The sequence below is a fragment of the Accumulibacter sp. genome (assembly GCF_036625275.1).
Taxonomy (GTDB): domain Bacteria; phylum Pseudomonadota; class Gammaproteobacteria; order Burkholderiales; family Rhodocyclaceae; genus Accumulibacter.
Genome location: NZ_JAZKUD010000008.1, coordinates 77,281 through 97,338 on the forward strand (window position 1 = coordinate 77,281; position 20,058 = coordinate 97,338).

At 59.9% G+C, this 20,058-nt stretch carries 15 protein-coding genes; 5 read left to right on the forward strand and 10 right to left on the reverse strand.

Annotated elements, in window-relative coordinates:
* Positions 1–29: 29 nt before the first annotated feature.
* The 6 genes from V5B39_RS05865 to V5B39_RS05890 all read right to left on the reverse strand — a co-directional run bounded on the left by V5B39_RS05865 (position 30) and on the right by V5B39_RS05890 (position 7,816).
* Positions 30–2,414 (reverse strand): 3-hydroxyacyl-CoA dehydrogenase NAD-binding domain-containing protein, encoded by a 2,385-nt coding sequence (locus tag V5B39_RS05865; RefSeq protein WP_332341984.1) that lies wholly within the window; start codon positions 2,412–2,414, stop codon positions 30–32.
* 112 nt (positions 2,415–2,526) lie between these two features.
* Positions 2,527–3,372, reverse strand: coding sequence for a poly(3-hydroxyalkanoate) depolymerase (gene phaZ, locus V5B39_RS05870; protein ID WP_332341985.1), 846 nt, complete (start codon positions 3,370–3,372; stop codon positions 2,527–2,529).
* Positions 3,373–3,495: 123 nt separating this feature from the next.
* On the reverse strand, positions 3,496–5,181 hold the full coding sequence (locus V5B39_RS05875; protein WP_332341986.1) for an alpha/beta fold hydrolase: 1,686 nt from the start codon (positions 5,179–5,181) through the stop codon (positions 3,496–3,498).
* Positions 5,182–5,270: 89 nt separating this feature from the next.
* Positions 5,271–6,884, reverse strand: a complete 1,614-nt coding sequence (locus V5B39_RS05880) for a long-chain-fatty-acid--CoA ligase (protein ID WP_332342001.1) — start codon at positions 6,882–6,884, stop codon at positions 5,271–5,273.
* Between the two features lie 63 nt (positions 6,885–6,947).
* Positions 6,948–7,364, reverse strand: a complete 417-nt coding sequence (locus tag V5B39_RS05885) for a MaoC family dehydratase (protein ID WP_332341987.1) — start codon at positions 7,362–7,364, stop codon at positions 6,948–6,950.
* An 11-nt stretch (positions 7,365–7,375) separates the two neighbouring features.
* Positions 7,376–7,816: a MaoC family dehydratase N-terminal domain-containing protein gene (locus V5B39_RS05890; RefSeq protein WP_332341988.1), complete on the reverse strand. Its 441-nt coding sequence runs from the start codon at positions 7,814–7,816 to the stop codon at positions 7,376–7,378.
* 181 nt (positions 7,817–7,997) lie between these two features.
* Here V5B39_RS05890 and V5B39_RS05895 point away from each other — a divergent pair, with 181 nt between their 5' ends.
* The gene (locus V5B39_RS05895; RefSeq protein ID WP_332341989.1) at positions 7,998–9,017 is read left to right on the forward strand and encodes an AraC family transcriptional regulator; all 1,020 of its coding nucleotides are present in this window, start codon (positions 7,998–8,000) and stop codon (positions 9,015–9,017) included.
* Positions 9,018–9,075: 58 nt separating this feature from the next.
* On the opposite strand, the gene pcaF is transcribed toward V5B39_RS05895, so the two are convergent.
* The 4 genes from pcaF to paaN form a co-directional block, all read right to left on the reverse strand.
* On the reverse strand, positions 9,076–10,281 hold the full coding sequence (gene pcaF, locus V5B39_RS05900) for a 3-oxoadipyl-CoA thiolase (RefSeq protein ID WP_332341990.1): 1,206 nt from the start codon (positions 10,279–10,281) through the stop codon (positions 9,076–9,078).
* Positions 10,274–11,599 carry a phenylacetate--CoA ligase PaaK gene (gene paaK / locus V5B39_RS05905; protein ID WP_332341991.1) on the reverse strand — a complete coding sequence of 442 codons (1,326 nt, stop codon included), beginning with the start codon at positions 11,597–11,599 and terminating at the stop codon, positions 10,274–10,276. The genes pcaF and paaK overlap by 8 nt, the downstream gene beginning before the upstream one ends.
* 199 nt (positions 11,600–11,798) lie before the next feature.
* Positions 11,799–12,590 carry a 2-(1,2-epoxy-1,2-dihydrophenyl)acetyl-CoA isomerase PaaG gene (gene paaG, locus V5B39_RS05910; RefSeq protein WP_332341992.1) on the reverse strand — a complete coding sequence of 264 codons (792 nt, stop codon included), beginning with the start codon at positions 12,588–12,590 and terminating at the stop codon, positions 11,799–11,801.
* Between the two features lie 212 nt (positions 12,591–12,802).
* Positions 12,803–14,464, reverse strand: coding sequence for a phenylacetic acid degradation protein PaaN (gene paaN, locus V5B39_RS05915; RefSeq protein WP_332341993.1), 1,662 nt, complete (start codon positions 14,462–14,464; stop codon positions 12,803–12,805).
* A 521-nt stretch (positions 14,465–14,985) separates the two neighbouring features.
* Between paaN and V5B39_RS05920 the strand changes: the two genes are divergently transcribed.
* The 4 genes from V5B39_RS05920 (at position 14,986) to actP (ending at position 19,637) form a co-directional block, all read left to right on the forward strand.
* Positions 14,986–16,011: a hypothetical protein gene (locus V5B39_RS05920; RefSeq protein ID WP_332342002.1), complete on the forward strand. Its 1,026-nt coding sequence runs from the start codon at positions 14,986–14,988 to the stop codon at positions 16,009–16,011.
* 80 nt (positions 16,012–16,091) lie between these two features.
* Positions 16,092–17,162 (forward strand): 2Fe-2S iron-sulfur cluster-binding protein, encoded by a 1,071-nt coding sequence (locus tag V5B39_RS05925; RefSeq protein WP_332341994.1) that lies wholly within the window; start codon positions 16,092–16,094, stop codon positions 17,160–17,162.
* 499 nt (positions 17,163–17,661) lie between these two features.
* Positions 17,662–17,973 (forward strand): DUF485 domain-containing protein, encoded by a 312-nt coding sequence (locus tag V5B39_RS05930; RefSeq protein WP_332341995.1) that lies wholly within the window; start codon positions 17,662–17,664, stop codon positions 17,971–17,973.
* A complete protein-coding gene (gene actP, locus V5B39_RS05935) occupies positions 17,970–19,637 on the forward strand; it encodes a cation/acetate symporter ActP (protein ID WP_332341996.1) in 1,668 nt (555 codons plus the stop codon). The genes V5B39_RS05930 and actP overlap by 4 nt, the downstream gene beginning before the upstream one ends.
* Positions 19,638–20,058 lie beyond the last annotated feature (421 nt).

Here is a 20,058-nt window from a genome sequence, read left to right on the forward strand (position 1 = left end):
CTCCGAAAATCAACGTAAATCATGGTCGCTCAATTGCGCAGGGGCTTGCCGTTTTCGAGCATGTAGGTCATACGCTGCTGCGTTTTCTCGTTCTTCAGCAGCTCGACAAACTGACGACGCTCGATGCCGAGCAACCAATCTTCATCGACCAGCGTTCCGGGTTCGACGTCACCGCCGCAGAGCACCAGGGCCGACGCTTCGGAAACCACATAATCGTGCGCACTCATGAATCCGCCTTCGCGCAGGTTCACCAAATCCATGTGCAAGGTCGCATTGCCGGGACGGCCAACCACCTTGATCGCGCGCGCCGGCATGGGCGGCCGATAAGCGCCTTCGAACATTGCCCGGGCCTGACGGATGGCGACGTAAGGAAGCTCGCGCGCGTTGAACAGGACGGTGTCGCTCTCCGCCGCAAATCCCATGCTCTTGGCGTCGATGGCGTTTTTCGAGGTCATGCCGCGGATGATCGAACCGAAGGCTTTCTGGATCTCTTCCCAGGGGTCCTGCCGGCCGCGGCGCATGGCGGCTTCGGATGCCCGACGTGCCATTTCCTTGCAGCCGCCGCCCGCGGGGATCAGGCCGACACCGGCTTCAACCAGCCCGATGTAGCTCTCCAGGGCCATGACGCGGTGTGCGCAATGCATGGCCACTTCGGCCCCGCCGCCGAAAGCCATCCCATCCACCGCAGCGACTGTCGGCACCTGGGCAAAGCGTAGCGCCTTGGTGGCGCCCTGGAAATGGGCGACCACCTTGTCGAGTTCGTCCCATTGCTCTGCCTTGACCAGTTGCATCACCTCAAGCAGATTGGCACCGACTGCAAACGGAGCGTCATGATAGACGACCAGGCCATCGAAATCGGCTTCGGCCATCGCCACGGCCTGATAAATTCCTTCGACGACCTCCTTGCCCAGTGAATGCATCTTGCTCTTGAACGACAGAACGGCGATGCGCGAATCCACCTTGGGCATGCGCCAGATACGCACGCTGTCGTTCTCCATCAAGGTTTCGCCACGCTCGTGTTGCTCGCCGACGATCAGATCGGGGAACAGTTGGCGACCATAGACCGGCAGACTCGAGCGCGCCTTGAGCGCGTTCTCGGCTGCCGAATAGGAGCCTTCGGCCTGGTGCACATGGTCGCGTTCGGCAACCCAGGCAGGTAGCGGTGCGTTCGACATCGCCTTGCCGGCGGCAATGTCCTGTGCGATGGCCTCGGCGGTCGCCTGCCAGCCGGCGGACTGCCAGATTTCGAAGGGTCCTTGCGCCCAGCCGTAGCCCCAGCGCATGGCAAAGTCTACGTCGCGAGCGTTGTCGGCAATCTCTGCCAGATGATAGGCGCAGTAATGAAAGACATCGCGGAACATCGCCCACAGGAACTGCGCCTGCGGATGGGCGCTGGCACGCAAGGCGGCGAAACGTTCCGCGGCGTTCCGGTTCCTGAGAATCTGTTCGATTTCGGGGGCGACACCGGCGCCTGCCGGCTGATAATCCAGCGACGCCATATCGAGTACATGGATGTCGCGTCCCACCTTGCGGAAAACGCCGCCACCCGCCTTCTGCCCCAGCGCGCCCTTGCCAATCAAGGCGGCCAACCACGCCGGGACCTTGAAGTGCTCGCGCCAAGGATCATTGGGCAGGGTTTGCTGTTGTGAATCGGTGACGTGCGCCAGCGTGTCGAGACCGATCACGTCAGCGGTGCGATAGGTGGCGCTCTTGGGCCGGCCAATGCGCGGCCCGGTGAGGGCGTCGACTTCGTCGAACCCGAGCTTGAACTGCTCGGTGTGATACATGACCGCCAGAATCGAGAAAAGGCCCACCCGGTTGGCGACAAAACTCGGCGTATCCTTGGCGCGAACGACCCCCTTGCCCATGCGGGTCACCAGCCAGGATTCGAGCGCGTCGAACATGGCCGCATCGGTCGCCGCCGCCGGGATCAACTCGACCAGTTGCATGTAGCGCGGCGGGTTGAAGAAGTGTACTCCGCAAAAGCGCGACCGGCGCTCAGCCGGAAAAGCCTCGGACAACTGGTTGATCGAAATGCCGGAAGTATTCGAAGCGACGATCGCCTGGTCGCTCAGATGCGGCGCAATCTTGTGATACAGGTCGACCTTCCATTCAATCTTTTCGGATATCGCCTCGATGACCAGGTCGCATTCGCGCAATTTGTCGAGATGCTGGTCATAGTTGCCGACATCGATATTCGCCAGCCGGTCTCGGGTCACCAGCGGCGCCGGTTGCATTCTCTTCAACCCTTCGACGGCTTTCTTGACAATGCCGTTGGGATCACCCTCCCTGGCAGCCAGATCGAACAAAATGACCGGCACGTCTGCGTTGGCCAGGTGCGCGGCGATCTGCGCGCCCATCACACCGGAACCAAGAACTGCCGCCCTGCGAATAAAAAGACGTTGCGAACTCATGCTTCTCCTCCAAAAAAACGGCGTATCGCGCCGCTCAAGAAAATGGCCTGGCGCTCCGACACGCGAGCACTGCGGCTGGAGCCACCAGGCGCAACAGCAATCAATGACCGCTTCACCGCGGGTGTGCAACCGGCAGGAGTGCCGGCTGAGCCGCCGTGCTACGGCGCTCATCGAGAAAGCGACGGATGATCGGCACGGCCATTTCGGCCTGGGTCACCAGGAAGAGATGCCCGCAATCCAGCTCCACCAACTCGGCATTGGGAATCAGGGCCTTCATGATCTTCCCGTTGACCGCCGGCACCAGAGGGTCATCGCTACCCACCATGATCAGCGTCGGCTGCTTCACCGTGAACAGCCAATGGACACTGGTCCAGCCCCAGATCGCGTACATTTGTCCGAGGTAGCCGAGCGTATGGGGGGGAACGATCTCGCTCATGTGCTGCCGGGCATACTCCGGGTTCTTGCGGAACACCCCCCCATAGATGGTGCCAGCGTGTTTCACGATCGACTCCGCATCGTTGAAGCGGCTCGATGACATCAGCTTCCACAGGGCGCGCAGGTCGCCCGGCACGGCGAACAAACCGGTGGACGTCGCGGCCAGGATCAGGCGACGGCAGCGACCCGGAAAACTATGGGCGAACTGCTGCGCCAGGGCCCCTCCCCATGACACGCCAAGCACGTCAACCTGCCCGTAGCCCAGTTGGGTCAACAGGCCCGCCACCAGCTTCGCGAAACCGCCCATTCTCAACGGCATCACCGGCGTCGCCGAGGCACCGGTCCCTGGCGCGTCGAAGGCAATCACCTCGGTTCCGGGCAATTGTTCGGCAAAAGGTCGCAACACCTCGATGCTGCCCCCGATTCCATTGATCAGCAGCAGTGGCGTGCCCCCTGGTCGATCCGAGGGCCAGATGGCCACACGAATCCGCTGTTTTCCTACATCGACCATCCTGATTTTCATTGTCAACCCCTTGCCAAAGGCAACGCCAAACTGCCGGCGTCGCGACTGCACATTGCCTGCCACAAGACATCACAGGCCCCGGCCGGCAACCTCCGTCACCGGCCGACCGGCCCTGGTATTCGATCAGGGCTCCAGAACATAGGTACCCGGCGCCGGATCCATCGGCTTATGGGATGCGCTACCCAATCCCTTCGGTGCGGCCACCAATTCACCCGAGCGCTCGCCCAGCCAGACGATCCATCTGTCCCACCAACTGCCCTGGTTGGTCTTGGCACCTGCCAACCAATCCTCGGGGTCCGCCAGGCGTGCCGGGTTGGTGAAATAAATCGATTTCTTGTTGCCCGGCGGGTTGATCATCGCCTGGATGTGTCCGCTGTTGCTCAGCACGAACTCGCACTTGCCACCGAAGAACATCGTGGACTCATAGCAGTTCTTCCACGGCGTAATGTGGTCCGTGTCGCCGGCCATGGCAAAAACGTCGCAATCGACCTTCTTCAGGTCAATCGGAATACCACCCGACTCGAACTCACCAGGGTGGGCGAGATACTTCCGGGCCACGATGTCCATCAATTCCGTGTGGAACTTCGAAGTCAGGCGGGTATTGTCGCAGTTCCAGTACAGGATATCGAAGGCCGGCGGCTTGTTGCCCATCAGATAATTGTTGACCCAGTAGTTCCAGACCAGATCGTTGGGACGAAGCCAGGCGAACATCCTCGCCATTTCCTTGCCATCCAGGACCCCCTTCTTGGCCGTGTGCTTGCGAGCCTTGTTCAGGAGTCCTTCGGTCGCCATCATCCCCATGACCGAGTCTGTAGGCATATAGAGAATGGTCACGTTGAGCGTGAAGGAATTGACCAGACGTTCCTGGCGTGCCGCCATTTGCGCCAGCATCACCGAGCCGATGATCCCGCCTGCACAGCCCCCCCAGATGTTGCAGTCTTTCGCCCCTGAAATCTCCAGCGCGGCCAGCAGCGCCTCGCGAGCGGAACTGGCATAGGTGTTGAAGTCCCATTCGCTATGCTCTGGTTTCGGATTGCGCCAACTGATGATGAAGACTTGCTGCCCCTTTTGCAGGAGGTAGCGAACCATGCTCTTCTCCGGCGTCAGGTCCATGATATAGAACTTGTTGATCGGAGGCGGCAGCATGAAGAAGGGGCGCTGGTGAACCTGCGGCACCAACGGCTTGTATTGAATCAATTCGATGAGATCGTTGCGGAACACCACGGCACCTTCGGTGGTGGCGAGATTCTCGCCCACCTTGAAGGCGCTCTTGTCGACCATGCTCGGCATCCCGCCTTCATTGACCAGATCGTGCAGCATGTTCTTGGCGCCCCGCTTGAAGCTGTCGCCGCCGGTTTCGAGCATCTTCTTGAGTGCTGCCGGATGGGCCATGCTATTGGTTGGCGAGAACGCGTCCGTGAACAACGAAATGAAGAAGCGGGCACGCTCACGGTCGGTCTCGTCGACCTTCAGATCATCGATCACCGATTGCCAGTAGGCATTGTTGGCCAGATACGCCTGCATCGTCCGCCGATACATCGGGTTGTCGTGCCAGGCGGGGTCGGCAAAGCGCCGATCGGTCTTGTCCGGGGCCAGTGTCGATTTGCCGGCCAGAACCTTGAACATCTCGCCAGCCAGCGAGACCTGATGCTTGAAAACACTCACCGGGTCACGAAAGGGTGACGTGAGAACTGCCTTCAGTGTTTCCTTGAAGCCCCGACTTTCAAATCCCAGATCCGGCGGCACCCAACCAATGATGTCTTCAGCATTTTCCACCATTGCCTTGTCCGTTTTAACAACCCTACTCATGGCCTTTTCCTTTCATTGAATCGCCATACACCACCTGAAGTCCGACCCGTCGGAGCATGCCTTTTGGCAAGACCCAAGCCGTTGCGGAGCTATTCGCCCTCTGCGGGCAGTTGAAAATCCCGATACTGCTTGCGGAGTGTGAGTTTCGAGAGCTTGCCCGTCGCGGTCATCGGCAACTCCGGAACGAAGCGAACATCGTCAGGAATCCACCATTTGGCAACCTTGCCCTCGAACCAGGCAAGCAGCTCTTGTTTGCTCACGGATTGGCCCGGCCTCAGCACGACAACCAGCAATGGGCGCTCGCCCCACTTGATGCTGGCGACACCAATGGCTGCCGCCATCGCCACCGCCGGATGCAATGTGGCGATGTTCTCCAGTTCAATCGAACTGATCCATTCTCCCCCGCTCTTGATCATGTCCTTCGAACGGTCGGTAATCCTGAGGTAGCCTTCCTCATCGATCACCGCGATGTCGCCCGTGGGAAACCAGCCGTCGATCAGGGCGCTCCGATCGCTCTTGAAATAGGTATCTACCGTCCACAATCCGCGAACCTGCAGTTCACCGACGGATTGCCCATCACATGGCACCGCTTCCCCCTCTTTTCCGACCAGTCGCAGGTCGACGCCAAATAGCGGCCGACCGTGATTGGTCTTGAACTCCAGCAACTGGTCGGGGCTCCACCTGGCGTGCTTGCGCTTGGGCGTCGTCAGCGTGCCGATCGGGCTGAGTTCGGTCATCCCCCAACCGGGCAGGGCCTCGACGCCATAGTCGTGCCACATGGTACGAATGATCGAAAACGGACAGGATGAGCCGCCCACGAGAAATCGCCGCAAACTGCCAAATTCGAGTCCGTGCGCTTGCATGTAATCGATCACCCCTTGCCAAACGGTTGGCACCGCCCCGGCAAAGGTCACCCCCTCGGCTTCGAACAGCCGGTACAGGCTCTCGCCATCCGTGTTCATTCCGGCGAGGACCAGCTTGCTGCCGACCATCGGACAGGTGTAGGGAAGACCCCAGCCGTTGGCATGAAACATCGGCACGATCGGGCAGACGACCTCACTGGCCGAAATCGACAAGGCGTCGGGCAAGGCCGTGGCCAGGCTGTGCAACAAGGTCGTGCGATGCGAGAACAGAACCCCTTTGGGGTTGCCTGTCGTCCCGGAGGTATAGCAGAGCAGACAGGCGGTATTCTCGTCGAACGACGGCCACTCCAGCAGACCCGGCTGGCGCGTCAGCAGTGCCTCGTAGGACTGGGCGAAAGGCGTGTCCGCCGGGATGTTTTCGGCCTCGACCAGGGCAATCCAATACTTCACCCCCGGACAGCGATGTCGAAGTTCGGCGACCAGCGGGGCAAAAGAAGCGTCGAAGAAGAGCGCCACGTCTTCGGCGTGGTTGATGATGTAGACGATCTGCTCGTGAAACAGACGTGGGTTGATCGTGTGGCAAACCGAGCCAATGCAGGGAATCGCAAAATACAATTCCAGGTGCCGATAGGTGTTCCAGCCCAGGGTCGCGATGCAGGCGCCCTCCCCCAGGCCGAGGTCCAGCAGCGCTCTTGCCGTCTGCCGCACACGCTGCGCGAGATCGCGGTAGGTGTAGCGATGAACCTGACCCGCAGGCATTCGGCTGACGACTTCTTCGTCACCGTGATACTTCTCGGCGTGTGTCAACACACTCGAGAGCAGTAGCGGCTCCTTCATCATTTGTGCCAGCACGATCGTTTTCTCCTGACTCTTACTCGTCGCAGTCCGATGGCCACCATCCCCTCAGGGCAGACAGACCACCGCCTCGCCGGCAATCTTGACCTCACCCTCCTGATTGCTGGTCTGGATCTCCAGCCTGGCCCGCCGTTCGCCGTTTTCTTCGAAAATCTCGAGCACCCGTCCGCCACAGGTCACGCGGTCGCCCAGATGGGTGATCCCCAAAAAGCGCACCGACCAGGTACGCAACTGCGACTGCGGGACCCAGGCAGTCAGCAACCGCCCGAGCCAGGCCATGCTCAGCATGCCGTGCGCAAAGACGTCGGGCATTCCCGCCTTGCGCGCAAAATCGATGTCGATATGAATCGGGTTGTGATCGCCGGATGCGCCGGCGAACAAGGCCAGCGTCGTACGCGTGACTGGCGGCAGTTTCAACTCGGGAATGGCATCGCCCACATTGACCACAATATTTTGTTCGACCATCTCACCCTCTCCTAGTTGCGGACCACGATGACACTACGGAATTCTGCCGCCAGTTCACCGCTGGCGTTGGTGACGCGGGAATCACGGACGATGAATTCCAGGGCACCCCCTTTCTTGTCGTAGATGTCGGAGATTCTCGAACATACCGTGACCGTCTCACCGGCACAGACCGGCTGGTGATAGGTGTAGCCCTGCTCGCCATGCAGGATTTTTCCCAGCGATACGCCCATTTTTGCCAAAGTACTGAACAGTTCATTCGAGTCCAGATCAGCCGCCAGCAGGAAAGTCGGGGGTACCGGCAAGTCTCGGTAGCCGGCTGCCTGTGCCGCTCCCTGATCCAGATAGATCGGATTGCTCTCGCCGATCGCCTGCGCGAAGAATTTCAATCTTCCTCTTTCAATATCAAAGCGTACTTCTGGTCCTGTGTAGCCAATCCACTTCTTGTCGATCATCTCTGCCTCCCAAAATCGGGTACCACCCGCAGGTGTCCTGCCTCACCCGGTTGTCAATAACCACCTTGAATCGTCACTGTCCACGTTGCCAATGCTAAAGCAAAGAACTGCCCGCACACCATTGCACTGAACGCCTAAAAATTGCAGAATTTGCCAAAATTCCCAGGAAACTTTTGTGACCATGAACTCGCCTCCGATCTCCGTACACATCGGCTTCGTGCGCGAAACGCTGGGTGGACTCAAACTCCGCCAGCAGGATCCGCAACCGTTTCTGGAACGTGCGAACATCCGGCGCGAGTTGATCGAATTGCCGTTGGCACGCATCTCCGGAACGCAGTATCAAACTCTGGTACTTTCGCTGATGGACGACCTGGACGATGAAATGATGGGCCACCTTGCCAAGCCGCTGCGACGGGGTTCCTTTGTCTTCCTTGCCCGTGCATCGCTGTTTGGCGCACTGTCGCTATACGTGGTACTGGCACGCTGGGTCAAAGCCCACCGCCTGCTGACCGACGAGATTCACCTGAGCTTCCGAAAGGAAGGCGACGTTGCCTGGGTGACCTTGACCGGACCCTCCTCCCGCTCCCAACAACACCCAACCTTTCTGCCGGTCGTCTATTTCAAGAGCCTGCATATCCTTGCTTCCTGGCTGATCGGCGAACGCATCAAATTGACGGCGGTTCGTTTCGCAGGGCCGTGTCCGATACACGGCGACGAATACGCTCGTTTGTTCCCCGGCGAAATTGCCTTTTCCGCTCCCGTATCGGCCATGGGCATCCCGGTACCTTACCTCGACCGGGCAGTCAGCCAGGATGTCGATTCTCTACACCAGTTCCTGCGCGCCGCGCCGGGAAATCTGCTATGGCAATATCGCGCCACCGACCTGCTCAGCGAGAAGATCCGTGCCATCCTGAAAGATGCGCTGCCAGCGCATGTGGACATCGCCGAAGCGGCACAAGCAGTCGGGTTTTCGCAGCGGACGCTGCACCGCCGGCTGATCGGCGAAGGCACCAACTTCCAGGAGATCAAGGATGGTCTGCGCCGCGACGTCGCCATCGACTGCCTCGATCACTCTCGCCTGTCGATCGAGGAAATCGCCGAACACATCGGTTTTTCGGATGCTGCCGCTTTCTACCGGGCGTTCAAGACCTGGACCGGCGTGGCTCCCGGCGTCTATCGGCAGCGCACGCTGAAAACCTGATCCAGGACAAAGGATCGCCGGGCGGCAAAAGTTCCCCCTCGCCGCCCGGCAAGGCCACTCAGACCCGTTCCAGCAACATCGCAATGCCTTGTCCGACACCGATGCACATCGTACATAGGGCATAACGGCCGCCGCGCCGTTGCAGCTCGTAGGTGGCCGTTGTCGCCAGCCTTGCCCCGCTCATTCCCAGAGGATGGCCGATGGCGATGGCCCCCCCATTGGGGTTGACCTGCGCGGCATCATCGGGCAGGCCCAATTGCCGCAACACGGCCAGGCCCTGCGCCGCAAATGCTTCATTCAGCTCGATCAGATCGATGGCCATGAGGTCGATGCCAAGACGCGCGAGCAGCTTGCGCGTCGCAGGAGCCGGCCCGATCCCCATGATCCGCGGTGGCACGCCGGCGACTGCAGTGCCGACGATGCGCGCCTTGGGAACCAGGCCATGACGCACCGCCGCCGCCTCACTGGCCACCAGCAGCGCACACGCGCCATCATTCACCCCGGACGCATTACCGGCAGTGATCGTCCCGCCACTCTTGACCACCCCCTTCAGTGCCGCCAGCGCTTCCAGCGTCACTTCCGGACGCGCATGCTCGTCACGAACGAAGCGCTTCGGCTCGCCCTTCTGCTGCGCAATCTCGACCGCCAGAATCTCGTCTGCGAAGCGGCCGGCGGCGTCGGCAGCCGCCCAGCGCTGCTGGCTACGCCATGCGAATGCATCCTGATCGCTGCGGCTGATGGCAAACTCGGCGGCGACGTTCTCGGCCGTTTCTGGCATCGAGTCGATCCCGTACGCGGCCTTCATTTTCGGGTTAACGAAACGCCAGCCGATGGTCGTATCAAACACTTCGAGGCTGCGCTGAAAAGCGCTGGCGGCCTTGCCCATGACGAACGGTGCCCGCGACATGCTTTCGACACCGCCGGCAATCATCAAGTCCGCTTCCCTGGCGCGAATCGCGCGTGCGGCCTGGGCAATCGCGTCCAGGCCGGAACCGCACAAACGATTGAGTGTGGTGCCCGGGACATCGACTGGCAGCCCCGCAAGAAGGACGGCCATGCGCGCCACATCGCGGTTGTCTTCACCGGCCTGATTGGCGCAACCATAGACGACATCATCGACCTGTTCCCAGGCGACACCCGGATTACGCTCGACCAAGGCCCGAATCGGCAGGCTGGCCAGATCATCGGTCCGTAAAGTGGCCAGACTGCCCCCATAGCGACCGACCGGCGTTCGCACCGCGTCGCAAATGAACGCTTCAGCCATTACCCAACCTCTTGTCGATGACCCGCTTGGCCTTGCCCACCAAGGTTCGGGTGATCGAGTTTGGTGGCAGGACCTGGACCTGGGTCGATACGCCGATCAGCGACTTGATGGTCTGCTGCAAACGCCGCCCCACGCCTGCGACGTCGGCCGGGGACATTTGCTTGGCGACGCCTGGCTGCAGCTCACACAGCACTTCCATTTGGTCCATGAGACCATCGCGGGACACCACGATCTGGTATTGCCCGGATAATTTGTCGTCGCGGAGGATCATTTCCTCGATCTGTGTCGGAAATACGTTCACTCCACGGATGATCAGCATGTCGTCGGAACGTCCGACGATTTTCGCCAGCCGCCGGAAGGAACGCGCCGTCGGCGGCAGCAAACGGGTCAGGTCGCGAGTCCGGTAGCGAATCACCGGGAAAGCCTCCTTGGTCAGTGAGGTGAACACCAGTTCGCCCTCCTCGCCATCGGCACACACTTCACCGGTCTCCGGGTTGATCACTTCCGGGTAGAAATGGTCTTCCCAGATCACCGGGCCATCTTTCGTTTCCACGCATTCGCTGGCCACGCCCGGACCGATGACCTCCGAAAGACCATAAATATCCACCGCATCGAGACCCATCTTGGATTCGATTTCGCGACGCATCTCGTTGGTCCAGGGCTCGGCTCCGAAAATCCCGACCTTCAGTGAGGAGTCGCGACCATCAAGGCCCTGATTGGCGAACTCTTCGGCGATCACCAGCATGTATGAAGGGGTGACCATGATGATGTCGGGCTTGAAATCCTGAATGATCTGGACCTGTTTTTCGGTATTGCCGCCGGACATCGGAATCACCGTACAGCCCAGGCGCTCGGCGCCATAGTGCGCACCCAGGCCGCCGGTGAATAGCCCGTAACCGTAAGTCACGTGCACGATGTCGCCAGGCCGCCCGCCAGCGGCGCGGATCGACCGAGCCACGACATTGGCCCACATGTCTATGTCGTTACGGGTATACCCGACCACCACCGGTTTGCCAGTGGTCCCCGATGAGGCATGCACGCGCACCACCTTTTCACGTGGCACGGCAAACAAGCCGAAGGGATAGTTGTCCCGCAAATCAACCTTGGTCGTGAACGGGAATTTCGCCAGGTCTTCAAGGCTGCGCAAATCGTCTGGATGGACACCCGCCGCGGCAAAAGTCCGTTGGTAGTGCGGAACGTTGTCATAGGCATGCTTCAGGCTCCACTTCAGGCGCTGCAATTGCAATGCCGAAATTTCGTCGCGGCTGGCGGTTTCAATGGGCTCCAAATCTCCCGGCTGGGGGGTTTTGCTGGTCACGATCTCCTCCTTGGTTAGAAATATGACGGAATACGATTCCTTGGGTGACAGTGGACGAATCTGTTGCTGCAACCATTTACTGCGGCAACTGCGGCAGGCGAAATATCCTCTCTTCTTGATCCATTGGACGGATACTTCGCAGCCTCACTGACGCCTCACCGCGAGCATGGCGCCAGCCGTGTTACCAGGGGCGGACGGCCTATTCGCCGGTATATCGCGGCGACCGCTTTTCCATGAAGGCACTGACGCCTTCCCGATAATCATCACTGTGACCGAGTTCGCGCATGAAATCGCGTTCGAGGTCGAGTTGCTGCTCCAGGGTGTTGAGGTGGCTGGCGCGCATCGCCTGCCGGGTGCGCACCAGCGCCTTGGTCGGCGCCAAGGCGAGTTGTGCGGCCAGACGGTCGACCGTCTCGGCGAACTGCGCGTCATCGACACATGACCAGATCAGGCCCCATGCGGCTGCCTGTTCGGCGGCAAGCTTGTCTCCGAGCAAAGCCAACCCCATCGCGCGCGCAACGCCGATACGCTGCGGTAAAACATAAGTCCCTCCCGTATCCGGAATCAGACCGATCTTGCTGAACGACTGGATGAAGGATGCAGAACGGCTGGCCACAACCAGGTCGCAGGCCAGTGCAAGGTTGGCGCCCGCACCGGCGGCAACACCATTCACCGCACAGATCGTGGGCATCGCCAGATTCTGGAGCGCCAGGACGAGCGGTTTGTAGTTGTTCTCGACACTGGCTCCCAAATCCACCGGGGCCTCGCCAGGCAGGACACTGCGATCAGCCAGATCCTGGCCGGCGCAAAAACCTCTGCCAGCACCACTGAGAACGAAGACGCGCGCCGTTTTGTCCTCACGGAGCAGCGCCAGGGCCGCCCGCACTTCCGCGTGCATCTGTTCGGTAAAGCTATTGAGGCGATCCGGTCGATTCAGCGTCAGGCGCGCCACACCGTCCACCACGGAGAAAAGAATAGTCTCGAAAGCCATGCACACCCCTTTCATTCACCAGTTTTTTGGCCCGATCCCAGCCGGGAGCGTTCTCCGTTCTTGCGAGCCGGGGGGAACGCCTTCGGCCACGGATCACTCAATTTCGATCGCGGCGCAACCGCAATGCACCGTCGGACGCCCCTTGCAGACCCGATCCTGGCTTCCCCGGTCGGCACGCCTTGCACGCACCGCAGCCGTCGTCGACCAAAGCGCTAGACGTGATAACGCCTTTGTACGACACGGAAACGATTGGCGACGAATGCTGCATCGGCATAACAGGTCGTTGCCGCAGGATTGCCTCCGGTCGCATGGTAGTCGGAAAAAGCGGCCGACTGGTTGACATAAACCGCGCTGGTCAGGTTGATCGACAGTGCCACCTGGGAACGGCAAGTCGCTGCGGTGACGGCTTCGACCATTTCGGGTTGCGTCGAATAGAGACCAACCGTCAAGGCGCCATGTTCGCGCACCAGGCGCTCCGACAACGCGACAGCAGCAGCGCTGTTCTGCACACGGACCAGAAAGCTGATCGGGCCAAAGCGCTCCTGCATGTAGGCCCCTTCATCGGCAGCATCACACTTGAGGATGATGGGCGTGCGGACTTCTGCCATGGGATATTCCGCGTGCTCGATCTTGCGTGAAGCGACCACGACCTCGCCAAGCGCCGCCGCGTCGGCAAGTCGCGCCAGGGTGTCGGAGGATTGAATGGCGCCGAGCACCGCGGTGGCGATTTCCGGTTTCGCCAACAAGCCGTCGAGCGCGGCCCCGAGATCCGCGCCAACCTGGTCGAAACTCTTGTGCCCTTCATCGGTTTCAATGCCTCCCGCCGGCACGATGATCGCTTGCGTCGTCGTACACATCTGCCCGGAGTAAAGCGCCAGGGTGAAGGCCAGATTCTTCAACATTCCCTTGTAGGCATCGGTGGATTCGATGATCACGTTGTTCACACCCGCCAACTCCGCATACACCTGAGCCTGCCGACAGTTTTCCTTCAACCATTCTCCGAAGGCGTTACTGCCGGTGAAGTCCACAGACTTCACCGCCGGGTTGCCGGCAAGCGCCTGCGTCGTCTTGCGGTCGGTGGTCACCGCGAGCGACACCAGATTCGGATCGATACCGTTTTCCGCCAGCACTTCGCGGATGATCCTGACCGATATCGCCGCCGGCAGAATGGCGTTTTCATGCGGCTTGACAATGACGGCATTGCCTGTTGCCAGCGCCGCGAACAGACCCGGATAGGTATTCCAGGTCGGAAAGGTTCCGCAACCAATCACCAAGGCCACGCCACGGCCAACAATCTCGAAGTGCTTGCGCATCGTCAGGGGTGGATTCTTGCCCTGCGGTTTTTCCCAAAGCGCTTCGTTCGGAACAAAGGACATCTCCCGCCAGGCATAGGCGACCGCCTCCAATCCGCGGTCCTGCGCATGCGGCCCGCCGGCCTGGAATGCCATCATCCAGCCTTGCCCGGTGGTCATCATCACCGCATGGGCAATCTCGAAGCTGCGCTGATTGATGCGCTGCAGCGCCTCAAGGCAAATTCCGGTACGACCGTCGGCACCAATCTTCTGCCATGCCGGCATGGCCGCGAGACCGGCGTCGATGAGCGCCTGCGGATCGCATTCCGGATAGCTGATCGCCAGTTCTACGCCGTAAGGCGAACGTTCGGACGCCACCGCCGCGATTCGCCCCGGCATGTCGAGCAAAAACTCCTGACCACGCAAGGCATCGATGGCGGCCTTGCCATCCTGCATCGCCGTTTCCCCATAGACTTTGGGGCTCGGCATCTCGGAATACGCCGACCAGTAGCCGCGCACACGAATCGCTTCAAGGGCAGCATCCAGCGTTGCGCGGTGCCTTTCAAATAAGGGGTGAGCCATAGTTCCTCCGCATGGTTTTGAGATCAACGCATCGCCCTCGCCAACGGCTCGATCAGGGCGGTGGTCTGGCAACAGTCCTAATGAGAAACGTTACAAAGAACAGGACGGACTGTCAACGCCTTGTATCGATAATAACTCCACGCCAGATCGGAGGTACGACCTGAACGTACCCTTGATAGTGATGAAATGAGGAAATTTATCCGATTGTTGTGGGTGCAGGGGCCTGGCCTGTTGATTCGGCATACGCCTGTAGAACCGGGCAGTACCGACCTTAAAGTGACACATGAATGCTTGACACACCCTAAAAACATGTAACATTATTAGGCCAATTGGCGGGTCGGCGAGTCTGGCCACAGCAGATTTCCTGAGCCCCATCGCCTACCGTCCAAGGCTTGGATTCCTGGCAGGTCTTTGATTTCGCAACGAGCAGCGCCGCTCTGCGGTCGGCGCGACAGCCCCCCCGTAGCACCATACCCGCTGGTGTCTCGGAACCACGCAACCAAATTGAGAGGGAATCATCCATGTCGAAACATGAGCGCATTGCTGGCAAGATGGAATTACCGACGGCAACCGAGCAGCCCAACATCTTTCCGTTGAGCTGGCCCGCCAAAACCAAAAAACTGGAAGACATTTGGGACTCTTCGCTGCGCGAAGCCTGGGATCCGAAGAAGCTTCCCTGGCACACCCTGGATTTGTCGAAATACTCGTGGGAGCAACGGGAAGCCATGGCCTATTGGTGGACCATCCTGTCCGTTTTCGACGCCTCCGCGCCCCCTGTATTCGCCGCGGCGCTGATCAAGACTTACGAAGCCCATGAGGAAGAGGCCGTCAGGCGCTGCTTTTTCTCGGTGACTCGCGACGAGCAGAACCACGAGCAACTGTGCGGAATGGCCATCACCAGACTGCTTGAACACCCCGATGTTCTGACTTACGTTCCAAAAACGGAGATCGGCCGGAAGGCCCAGAAAAATGCGCACTGGCTGTACTACAACGGTTCCCGTTATTGGGAGGGGTACAAGACGGCAGTCCCCAAATACAGTCTCGCGGTTCTTTTCAGCTCCTTCCTGATGGGCGAGATCGCCGCCGCGACGATCTTCCACCAGATGGCCGCGCAATGTGTGGAGCCGGTGTTCAAGGAGGCGTTCCGCAATGTCGGACGGGACGAAGGACGGCACATGGCGATTTGCATGTCGCTGATGGAGCGTGATTATCCCAAACTCGACCTCACGGATCGACCGCTGATCACCAAGCAAATCCGTGCCGGATTCCTGTTCCTGTCAGGCGTTCTCTTCGAACCACCGGAGGCTTTCTGGGATATTCCGGCTGACTTCATCGCCAACCAGCGCGAAGCTGAGGCCATTGCCCGCAGCGCGGGTTTCCACATTCCGGAGTATGAAGCCAAGAAAGACAACTGGCGCAACGCGATGCTCAACCTCAAGGGAGTTCTCGACAAGTTCGACATCCCCTTCCCGGCGATCCCCGAGGTCGGCATTACCGGCGAGGAGATTCGCGATGTGGACATGGAGGACATCATTCCCGTGTTCTAGACCGGCAACTTTTCGTTGCCCGGAGTATGGCGGCCCACTGCCGGCCGCCGTTGATCAATCGGCTGAGTACGTGAATGGCCATGAAACAGATTCGTTTGCACCCTTCGGGGCACATCGTTGAATGTCAGGAAGGTAGCGCGGTACTCGAAGCGCTGGAAGCGGCAGGTTATGCCTTGCCCAACAACTGTCGAGCCGGGGCCTGTGGAGAATGCAAGGTCAAGGTTCTGAGCGGTACCTTCGATCAGGGTTTCGTTCTGGACATGGCCCTTTCCCAGCAGGAGCGCCATGAGGGTTACGGGCTGATGTGCATGGCCAAGCCGATTTCCGACGAGCTGGTCATCGATTGGGGAACCGAAGATGCCCAACCCAAACTCTTCCCGCCCCGAGAAAACCAGGAGTTCATCGTCGTCGACCGCCTGATGCGTACTCCCCGCATTCTGGAATTGCGGCTACGGCCACTGGCCTCGCCCATGCGCTACTGGCCAGGACAATACATCCTGCTTGGCTCACCCCAGTCCGGTATTCCTCCACGCTCTTACTCGATTGCCAACGCCCCCCGACCAGACGGTGAAATCTCTCTGCAGATCACGCGCGTCGACGACGGTATCACCAGCGCGTGGGTACACCAGAGTCTGAACGTCGGCAACACCGTGACCTTGTCGGGGCCCTATGGCACATTCATCGGAGACCCTTCGGTTGACGCACCGGTGCTGTGCATTGCTGCCGGTTCCGGCCTGGCGCCGGTACTGGCCCTGGCTGACGCGGCCCTGCGTCGTGGCTACAGCCAACCCGTCACCCTGCTGTTCTCTGCACGCACCACCGACGATTTGTACGAGTCCGGTCTGATGGCGTGGTGGCAGGCCAAACATCCAGGATTCCGCTACCTCTACACGCTGACACGCGAAAAGCATGAGGGTCTCTGTGGCCGCGTGCCACAAGTGCTCCCTTCGCTGTTCAACGATTTGTCGGAATTCTCCATTTTCATCGCCGGCAGCCCCGCATTCGTTGAAGACTGTGTATCGGCAGTAAAAACCTTGGGGGCCAAACCCAGGATGATTCACAGTGAAGGCTATTTCCAACAACAACGGCCTGTGGTGGCACCCGCCAGCCAGATGGTATCGCTCCAGACCTCGCTCAGCGAACGGTCATGACTTTTCCAGGCACCCCCGATGATGAAAGTCATGACCGTTTCCCCTCTCCCCCGACCCTTCCCACGGCCCGCGCTGCATCGCAGGCCGGCTACGGCGGCGCGGAGCAGTGCTCCGCGAAACCCCGCCTTCGCCCCCCGCGAGTGGAGAGGGGAGATTCGTGAGTCGCTGACGCGACTTTCACATTAAGGACGCGCTTCGGTGGACGCGCCCTTGACCACGACCCGCCAGCTCCCCTGCTTCCCCCGGCGACCTCAACACGATCGTAGACGCGTGCGCTCGCCATCGCCTGCAGAACGGATGGTCGAGCATCCCGCCACAGGAAGCACAGGATACTGGAGACGAGTCATTCACCCCGACCAGGAGTCAGGAGGGATGCCTATGTAGAAGATGGAGCGCCTGTTTTCGCGGTTGGGAACTGACATCAAAAAGACAAGCAGACCATCGAGGGACGCATCCAAATACAGGCCCCTCGAATTCATCAAGAGGAGACAAGAGTCGTATGTCCACCGAAATTTATCGTAGGATTCTCAACGATCCTAGATACGCAGAACTGGTCAGTCGCCGCAAGCGACTGGCTTGGTTGCTGGCTGGCAGCACCTTGGGCGTGTTCTTTTCTTTCGTATTGATCGTGGCGTTCAAACCAAGCCTCCTGGCAATACCCGTATCAGGCGCTGGTGTGACCACCATCGCCATTCCACTGGGAGTGGCAATGATCGTGTTTTTCTGGGTAGCGACCGGCATCTATGTTCGCCGCGCCAGCCGCGATTTTGACGGCCTAACCGACCAGATCGTGCAGGAGGCCAGCAAATGAATGGACTGACCGCAAAATTGACCACGAGTCTTGGATTGCTGACCTGGACAGGCCTGGCTCTGGCCGCATCAGACAAACAAGGGCAAACTGCCAACATTCCGGCAATCGCAATGTTTCTGCTCTTTGTCTCGATCACGCTCGGGATCACTTATTGGGCAGCCAAGCGCACCAAGACGGCCAGCGATTACTATGCCGCAGGAGGAGGCATCACCGGCACCCAGAATGGCTTTGCGATCGCTGGCGACCTGCTCTCGGCAGCCACCCTGCTCGGCATCAGCAGCCTGATTTTCGCCAAGGGTTATGACGGCTTTCTCTATTGCCTGTGCCTGATCGTGGCCTTTCCGATGATTCTTTTCATCATGGCCGAGCGGCTGCGCAATCTCGGGCGTTATACCTTTGCCGATGTCACTTCTTTTCGTCTGTCGCAGCGCCCGGTACGAACGACAGCGGCGATCTGCTCGCTGACGGTGGTCATTTTCTATCTGATTGCTCAGATGGTGGGTGCCGGCCAGGTGATCAAATTGTTGTTCGGAGTTGAGTACTGGATCGCGGTCGTGGCTGTTGGCGTGTTGATGGTCATCTATGTGACCTTCGGGGGAATGTTGGCGACCACCTGGGTACAGATCGTCAAGGCGGTCCTGCTGGTTGCCGGCGGCACCTTGATGGCGTTGCTGGCTTTCTCGAAATTCGGCTTCAGTTTTGAAACGATGGCCAGCAAAGCCGCCGCCGTGCATAAGGACGGGATCAAGATCCTCGCCCCTGGGGTCATGTTCGCCGACCCGGTATCCGCGGTTTCCCTGGCACTTGGAATGGTCTTCGGTACCGCTGGCCTGCCGCACATCCTGATGCGTTTCTTTACGGTACCGAATGCCGTGGAATCGCGCAAGAGCGCCTTTGTCGCCACAGGCCTGATGGGCTTTTTCTTCCTGATGATCGGCTTGATCGGTCTGTCGGCCGTTGTACTCGTCGGCACCGACCCGCAGTACTTCGAGGGCGGGATCATCGGCGGGAAATTGCTGGGCGGCGGCAACATGCCAGCAATGCATCTGGCGCATGCCGTGGGCGGCAACCTGCTGCTCGGCTTCATGGCGGCAGTGGCGTTTGCAACCATCCTGGCGGTGGTATCGGGCCTCGCTCTGGCCGGAGCCTCGGCGATTTCGCACGATATCTACGCCAACGCAATCAAGAAGGGCACGGCAACCGAGGCCGATGAAATCAAGGTGTCCAAGATTGCTTCCTTGGGCCTGGGCGTGCTCGCGGTCGTTCTCGGGATCATGTTCGAGAAGCATAATCTGGCGTTCCTGTCCGGTCTGACGCTGGGCATTGCCGCTTCAGCCAACTTCCCGGTCTTGATACTCTCCATGTACTGGCGAGGTCTGACCACTCGGGGTGCCGTTCTCGGCGCCATGGCTGGACTGATTTCGGCCCTGCTGCTGGTGGTCTGCTCCAAGGCCGTGTGGGTGACTGTTCTCGGCAATCCGACCGCCTTGTTCCCCTACGAACAACCGGCACTCTTCTCGATGCCTCTGGCGTTTCTTGCCGCCTGGCTGGGATCGGTTCTCGATACCAGCGAAAGCGCAGCCCGCGAAAAGGCTGCCTTTGCGGAACAGGACGTGCTGGCCGAAACCGGTTTCTACAAGAAGCAGACCAGCCCGGCCTCGTAAAGCGAACGGGAAATCACACAGCCTCGCATCGCCCCACACCGGAGCACCGACCTTGCGGCCAGTGCTCCGGTTTCGTTTGCCCGGAACGTCGTGAATGCCCCCTCTCGCCTCACCCTCCTAGGGCGTGTCCCCAACAATGTTGGTGCAGAGATCACCGGCCGTCGCCACATCGGTGGGCAGTCCGTAGGCACGGCTCGGGGGTAGCCGTGGTCGTCTATCCCCTCGGGCTGGCTTCCACCCGTCGTCGGCTGGATCTGAAGTACGCCAGAGCAGTGCCGACTGAGGTAACATTCTCGCCTGATCTCATGGCAGTACAACATCATGTCGACAACAGACCGATTCGCGGCAGCCGTACGCCATCACGACGCGCAAATCGCCGCCATGGGCCTGACCATCTGGGTTGGCTCCGAACCGACCTTCA

Bases quoted from the DNA above. Each gene is read 5' to 3' on its own strand.
- V5B39_RS05865 (WP_332341984.1), bottom strand. From the start codon at position 2,414: ATGAGTTCGCAACGTCTTTTTATTCGCAGGGCGGCAGTTCTTGGTTCC.
- phaZ (WP_332341985.1), bottom strand. From the start codon at position 3,372: ATGAAAATCAGGATGGTCGATGTAGGAAAACAGCGGATTCGTGTGGCC.
- V5B39_RS05875 (WP_332341986.1), bottom strand. From the start codon at position 5,181: ATGAGTAGGGTTGTTAAAACGGACAAGGCAATGGTGGAAAATGCTGAA.
- V5B39_RS05880 (WP_332342001.1), bottom strand. From the start codon at position 6,884: ATGATGAAGGAGCCGCTACTGCTCTCGAGTGTGTTGACACACGCCGAG.
- V5B39_RS05885 (WP_332341987.1), bottom strand. From the start codon at position 7,364: ATGGTCGAACAAAATATTGTGGTCAATGTGGGCGATGCCATTCCCGAG.
- V5B39_RS05890 (WP_332341988.1), bottom strand. From the start codon at position 7,816: ATGATCGACAAGAAGTGGATTGGCTACACAGGACCAGAAGTACGCTTT.
- V5B39_RS05895 (WP_332341989.1), top strand. From the start codon at position 7,998: ATGAACTCGCCTCCGATCTCCGTACACATCGGCTTCGTGCGCGAAACG.
- pcaF (WP_332341990.1), bottom strand. From the start codon at position 10,281: ATGGCTGAAGCGTTCATTTGCGACGCGGTGCGAACGCCGGTCGGTCGC.
- paaG (WP_332341992.1), bottom strand. From the start codon at position 12,590: ATGGCTTTCGAGACTATTCTTTTCTCCGTGGTGGACGGTGTGGCGCGC.
- paaN (WP_332341993.1), bottom strand. From the start codon at position 14,464: ATGGCTCACCCCTTATTTGAAAGGCACCGCGCAACGCTGGATGCTGCC.
- V5B39_RS05920 (WP_332342002.1), top strand. From the start codon at position 14,986: ATGTCGAAACATGAGCGCATTGCTGGCAAGATGGAATTACCGACGGCA.
- V5B39_RS05925 (WP_332341994.1), top strand. From the start codon at position 16,092: ATGAAACAGATTCGTTTGCACCCTTCGGGGCACATCGTTGAATGTCAG.
- V5B39_RS05930 (WP_332341995.1), top strand. From the start codon at position 17,662: ATGTCCACCGAAATTTATCGTAGGATTCTCAACGATCCTAGATACGCA.
- actP (WP_332341996.1), top strand. From the start codon at position 17,970: ATGAATGGACTGACCGCAAAATTGACCACGAGTCTTGGATTGCTGACC.